At 42.5% G+C, this 5,868-nt stretch carries 2 protein-coding genes; both read right to left on the bottom strand.

Features of this window, described 5'->3' with window-relative positions; translation table 11 throughout:
* Positions 1-5,144: non-ribosomal peptide synthetase (locus tag NH399_RS25155; protein WP_253044268.1), on the bottom strand; the 5,144-nt coding region annotated here is incomplete at its 3' end.
* Positions 5,144-5,868: phosphopantetheine-binding protein (locus NH399_RS25150; protein ID WP_253044267.1), on the bottom strand; the 725-nt coding region annotated here is incomplete at its 5' end. The genes NH399_RS25150 and NH399_RS25155, both read right to left, overlap by 1 nt.

The following is a 5,868-nucleotide window of genomic DNA, read 5'->3' as shown; positions in this document are numbered from 1 at the left end:
GATTCTCCTTCCATTGATAAGGCGATGGCTTCCGGTGTTGTTTGCACCTGTTGTTCAAACTGACTGAGTGCTGATTCATAAACCTTATCCTTCGCAACAACAGGATTGAGATCCCTGGTTAAGTGTTTGGTCTCTGCGTTTGTTAGCATTGACCATTCTGCAACATTATCAATTTTTTGTGTCACCAGACTTTGAATAAGGTGAGACACATGCCCACTGATGCCTTCGATAGTTGAGCGTTTAAAGAGAGCTTGATCATAAGTCCATGAAATATAAACGCCCTCTTCAGAGACATTAGCCACAATATGCAAATCATATTTGGCGACGACTTTATCAGCCCCTTCCAAACCTGACAGCTCAACCCCGGGCAGACTAAATACCTCTGTTTCAACCGTATTCATATTAAATAAAATCTGGAACAAGGGTGTATGAGCGTGGCTGCGCGGTACATTAAGTTTTTCGACAAGATATTCAAAAGGAATATCTTGATGCGCCTGAGCATCAAGATTGATCTGTTTTATGTACTGCAAAAACTCATGCAAACTCTCGTGCTCTACCTGAGTTCTTAAGACCAGAACATTGAGGAAGAAACCAATCAAAGATTCAAGCTCAGGATGCATTCTATTAGCGATGGGGGTTCCAATCACAATATCAGCCTGGTGGCTATAGCGAGAGAAAACCAATGTTAAAACAGCATGCATGAGCATAAAGGGGGTTAGCTCATTGTCCTTGGCTACTTGAATAAATTGCCCCGCCACATCTTTGGACAGAATAGTTTTGACAACATCCCCCTGATAACTACGGGATTCTGGACGTGAATAATCCAAAGGTAATCCATGAACAACCGGAGCATCAGCCAATTGATTGTTCCAATAATCAAGCAGTTTTTGCAACTTATCACCAGACAGTTCTTCTCGTTGCCAAGACGCAAAATCAGCATACTGAATGGGCAGAGCTTCTAGCGAGCAGCTTTCACTTTCTTTAAGTCCCTGATAGAAATGCAAGAACTCTTTAATAAAAAGTCCCATAGACCAAGCATCAGAAACAATATGATGCATGTTAATCAGTAGCACACCTTCATGGCTATCAGCATCATCTTTCAAGATTAAATAAGACGCTCGAAGCAAAACATCTTTCGACAAGTCAAATGATGTTAATACGTCTTTTTCGGCTAACCGCTCAACCTCTGTTTGTTGCTCAGACTCCGACTTATGACACAAGTCGATGCGCTCGATAGCGAAGTTAATATCATCACGGATAATTTGAACAGGCTCACCCTCTGCTTCACTGAATACAGTTCGCAGAGTCTCATGACGCTGAATAATATGACGAATAGCATCTTCAGCAGTGTCAATATCAAAGTCACCAGAAATCTTCAGCGCAATGGGAATGTTGTATTCGGCACTGCCTCCCTGCATGTGGTCAATAAACCACAAACGCTGCTGTGCAAATGACAACGGCAACGCCTTGTCTCTTGCAACCCGAGGAATGATGTTCGTATTCTCACTGACTTTTTCACCTTGCCTCTCCACGATCAAAGCGACCTGTTCTTCAAGAGTCAAATGATTGAACAAATCTCGAATACCTAGCTGCACACCAAATGCCTGCTCAACTTCAAACAGGAGTTTCATAGCGAGTAGCGAATGACCACCGATGCGAAAGAAATCATCTGTCGCGTTAACAGAGTCAGTTTGTAATAAAGACTTCCATATAGACTCCAATTGCAGATATAAGGCTGGGGTCGAATCACTTTGCTCCGATGGCATTAGGCTTTCAATCAAGCCGACCTGCTCTTTTAACGTTAAATGGTCGAAGAGATCACGAATACCAATCGATACGCCAAAAGCCTGCTCGACCTCAAATAGAAGCTTCATAGCGAGCAACGAATGACCACCAACGCGAAAGAAATCGTCACTTTCTGCAACTTCCTTACCGAGTAACTGCTGCCAGATTTGAGAAAGCTTTTCCATCACTGGCGAATTGGTAGACAGAGCTTCGCTCTGACATTCTGCTTTATTGGTCACGCCAAACAGCAATTGAGCATCCATTTGTTTAAGCGCTCGACTATCAATTTTATTACCGACAGTCAGAGGCATGCTTGAGACAGCATAATAATTTGATGGCAGCATGTAGTCAGGAAGATAACTCTTTAGCGTCTCCAGAAACTCTGCTTCGTTTAACTCATCGTCTAATTCCAGATAAGCATCCAGCGAGCTTGCATTAGCATTCGTATCCGGCAGCAACGCTTTAGCAGCTCGAACCTCACTCACTTGAAGCAAAGCTTGCTCAACTTCTGCAAGCTCTATGCGGTAACCTCGAACTTTTACCTGGTCATCAAAGCGACCAAGAAACTCTATTTGCCTTTCTGCCCCATAGCGTACTTTGTCTCCCGTTTTGAACAAACGAAGAGAGGGATTAAGTGAGTGCGTGACGAATCGCTTTGCTGTTAAATCTGACGCATTCAAGTAACCCTTGGCAACATTACTGCCACCGATATAGAGTTCACCAATGGCGCCTTTAGGTAGAGGTTGCATGGCTTTATCAAACACATAAACCTGGCAGTTTTCTACAGCGTAGCCAATATGACTTCTGTGTTGTGCGCCAACAAAACCATAGGTTGCATTAACCGTTGTTTCCGTTGGACCGTAGGCATTAATCGCTTTACGCTGGTAAGACTCACAATATGAGCAAAGTTTTTGCCATAAGCCATCACTGACGGTATCACCACTTACAATAAGACCAGGGTGATAGCTACCTTTTGATAAATAATCGATCAGGTTATCCATCATCATAGGCGCACTGTTTAACACATCGATCGAATGTTTCTCAGCAAGCCGAACCAGAGCGCCCGCATCTTTAAATTCATCTTTGGTTGGAATAACTAAAGGATGTCCCATCACCATAGCCGCCAAGCCTTTAAGCGATGCATCGAATGCATAGGACACATTCCATAGCCAGGGAGATTCTTCAGCAACGTCTAAATCAGCAATTTGACGAGCAAGCACAGAAACAAAATTACTGAGGTTACCATGTGTATTGATGACCCCTTTAGGTTGTCCCGTCGTCCCCGAAGTATAAATGACGTAGGCGGCCTGCTCATCAGCCAACTTGGAAAAGGAATCAATATCAGAGTTAACGTAAGCTTCTAAACTTAATTTGAAATCATCGGAATCCAGGACAATAACCTGACATCCATCGCTTAGTTCATCATTAATGACCGATTGATGAGCAAGAAGAACAGATAACCCGGCATCATCAATGATGGACTTTAATCGTGCCTGTGGATTGGATGGATCAAGAGGAATGTAAGCCAAACCGGCTTTTAGAGAGGCAAGTATGGCTACTATAGAATCAGGACCAGGCTCAAGTAAAAGCCCAATATAAGATTCTGAAGATGCATGCTCCTTTAAATAAACAGCTAACTGGTCAACTTTTTTGCTAAGCTCAGCATAAGTTAAGGAATTATCCCCCATCCAAAGAGCAATAGCATCAGCTTTAGTATCACATGTTTTATTCCACTGCTCTATAAATGTCAGCTCAGACTCAAGCAATGAAGTAACTTCGGTTATCTCAGAAGGTGTGGCCGTTATAGGCAAAGTATCCAGATCCGCATGCATATCGTCAGCAATGCTACTAAGTAATGACACAAAACCATCAGCCATAGATTCAATAGTGCGAGAATCAAAGATATCTGCGTTATAGATCCAGTTAGCTTGAATACCTTTTGGCGACTCCGTCATTATCACAATCAGATCAAACTTGGTTTTTATTTCTGACTTCTTTAATGGAGTCAGTTTAAGGCCGCCATTGAACTCCTCTTCTACGTTTTCTTTTCGTTCTAAGGCAAAGCGGATCTGATGAACAGGACTATGAGCCAAGGTTCTCTCTTGGTTCAAACGAGAGACCACCATATCGTAGGGTACTTGCTGGTTTGAGTAGGCTTCGATAATGGTCTCTTTGTTTCTTTCTAATAAATCCTTAAAAGATTCTCCATCGATCATTTTTGTTCGAAGCACAATGCTATTAATGAAGCACCCAATCAGCTGCTCTAACTCTCTACTTTCACGTCCTGAGACAGGGCTACCCACTAATATGTCCTGACTTTGACTAAAGCGTCCAAGGAGTGCAGCAAATACCGTTTGCAGAAACATAAATGAGGTAACTTTATGCTCTTTACATAAGGCTTGAACTTTTTGACTCAGTGCTTCTTCAACAAAATTAACATATTTGTCACCAGAAAAACTTTGCTGTTTGGGTCTAGAATAATCCAAAGGGATACCGTGTACCTTTGGTATGTCAGACAGTGTTGTTTCCCAATAACTTAACTGTTGCTCTAAAACCTCTGGAGTAAAGTGTTTTCTCTGCCATGCGGCATAATCACTGTATTGAAATGGCAAAGGCTCTAATGGCTCAGGCATTCCGGCATATAAGGACTGATACCATATAACAAACTCACGAGACAAAATCTCCATGGTTTGTTCATCGGCGGTAATATGATGCATGCATAGCAGTAAAACGCCTTTCTGCTCAGCGCTATTACCTTGTGCACTGTTCAAGATCAACCAGCTCGCTCGAAGCATGTTGTCGGTTGATAAATCAAATGGCTTAGTGGCGTCTTCTTTAGCCAGTTCGGGTACCTTTTTGTCCTGCTCGCTTTCTGGCAGAGGGGTCAAGTCAATGGCACTAAGCTCAAAAGGTTTTAGCTTGTTAACTCTTTGTACAGCTTCGTCTTGATAACTCGCGTAAGTAGTACGTAAAATTTCATGGCGTTCGACTATCTTTTCGAGTGCTCGTCGCGCAACATCAAGATCAAATTCACCTTCGATCTTCATTGCCATCGGCATATTGTAATGAGAAGAACCACCTTCAAGTTGATCAATAAACCAAAGTTGTTGTTGTGCAAAAGAAAGTGGAGCCTCTTCTTGTTCAAGAGCTTTAACAGGATTCTGTTTCAACAACTGACTGGCTTGATCAGAAGCTTCCTGTTTCAATAGCTCAATAATGTCAGACTTGTGTTGACGGATAAGCTGCAACAGGTTGTCCGTCATGGCACCTTCTTGAGCCTTAAATTTCAGTTTACCATCTTCGACATAGAGGTAGACTCGGCTTGCTGAAGCCAGTTCTAATACTTCTTTTAGTTGCACTATATTTCTCCTTCTTCCAGGGCTTCCAATTCATTCACTAACGACTTGGCTTCTTCATTTTTCTTTTGTAGCAACTTTCTATCTATCTCTAAAGCTGCAGCCTGAATCGTTGGATGTGAATAAAACTCCTGTAACCCCATATTAAAATGTTCGAGCTCAAACGCTTCACTGATTTTATTAACCAATCGAATACTCATTAATGAGTGCCCGCCTAACTCAAAAAAGTTATGCAAAACGCTGATAGAATTCGCTTCTACTTCTAGTATCTCAGACCATATCTGTAACAACGTTTGCTCTGTTTCTGTGCTGGGTTGAACGATCTTATTTTTATCGAGATGTTCAGGCACTGGGAGCTCATCTCGATCAATTTTTCCGTTTATTGTCAAAGGCCATTGCTCAACCATCATGAACATATTTGGAATCATATAGACAGGTAACGTCTGAGCAAGTAACTCTCTTACCGACTGCGCCAAAGACTCTGCCGAGTCTGTTTGTTGCAACGATTTACAATACGCCAGAATATTTTGCTGGCCAGTTTCTGATGTCGATACCAAAACTAACGAAGAATCAATGTCGGGATGCAAATTAATAGCATGCTCGATCTCACCCAGCTCAATACGATAGCCTCGAACCTTAACCTGCTCGTCCGCACGACCAACATACTCCAACACACCACCGTCAAGGTAACGTACCCAGTCTCCCGTTCGATACAAACGACCCTCGC

Origin of the sequence: Pleionea sp. CnH1-48 (assembly GCF_024124665.1) — a bacterium.
Taxonomy (GTDB): Bacteria; Pseudomonadota; Gammaproteobacteria; order Enterobacterales; family Kangiellaceae; genus JAMXSB01.
Note: the sequence above shows the minus strand (reverse complement) of the source record. Positions and strands in the feature narration are given on the sequence as shown.